Source organism: Mycobacterium sp., from assembly GCF_008709575.1.
Classification (GTDB): Bacteria; Actinomycetota; Actinomycetes; order Mycobacteriales; family Mycobacteriaceae; genus Mycobacterium.
Genome location: NZ_VYIK01000388.1, coordinates 1 through 671 on the forward strand (window position 1 = coordinate 1; position 671 = coordinate 671).

The 671-nt window shown below is 68.4% G+C and carries 1 protein-coding gene and 1 pseudogene; one reads left to right on the plus strand and one right to left on the minus strand.

Features of this window, described 5'->3' with window-relative positions; all coding sequences use genetic code 11:
• A pseudogene (locus F6Q13_RS19130) lies at window positions 1-129 on the plus strand (bifunctional diaminohydroxyphosphoribosylaminopyrimidine deaminase/5-amino-6-(5-phosphoribosylamino)uracil reductase); the annotation flags it as partial.
• 180 nt (window positions 130-309) lie between these two features.
• Here the strand turns inward: F6Q13_RS19130 and F6Q13_RS19135 are convergent.
• The coding region (locus F6Q13_RS19135) for an SRPBCC family protein (protein WP_293059878.1) at window positions 310-671 on the minus strand (362 nt) is incomplete at its 5' end.

Genomic DNA, 671 nt, shown 5'->3' on the forward strand with positions numbered 1-671 from the left:
CTGCTGGGCGGGCCGGTCACCGCGGTCGACGACGTCGCGGTGCCCAGCATCGCGCGGGCGCTGCGCTGGCGGTTCGACGGCGTCGAGCGGATCGGGCCCGACGTGCTGCTCAGCCTGGTACCTCGGTAAGTTTCACGCCGATTACGACGCAGGGCCGGTTCGCCGGCATCGATTCCGCTGGCCCGAACCCATTCGCGGCCCTCGAGCAGGCGATCAACATCAACACGTTCGCCGACGTTCGCAACTGTGCGGCGATTGGTGAGTACGAATTGTGAGTAAATGTGGCCTGTTGGACGGCGATTCGTCGGATTAACTCAAAGAACGGAATTTCGTCTCGGTCGGCGCGGCCGGGTGCGCGGGGAGTGCACAACGGCGTCGCAGCCGGGGCAGGCTCCAATGCCGCCAGGTTGCCGCCAAGCCGGCTGCCAGCAACCGGCCGGGCAAGCCGAACGGCGTGTCGAAGGTGATCAGGTAGACCAGCCGGGTGCCGGCCGAGGCAGGGGACAACTCCAGACGGCCGAGATGATTGCGGACCGGGCCGCGGATCGTGCGGTATTCGATCAACCGGGGCGGCTGGTGGGTCACGACCTCCTCGTAGATCGGCCACAGGCCCAGCGCCCGCTGGAACCGCACCGCGCGTAGCCCGTCCGGGACCGCCGGGTCGACGCCGG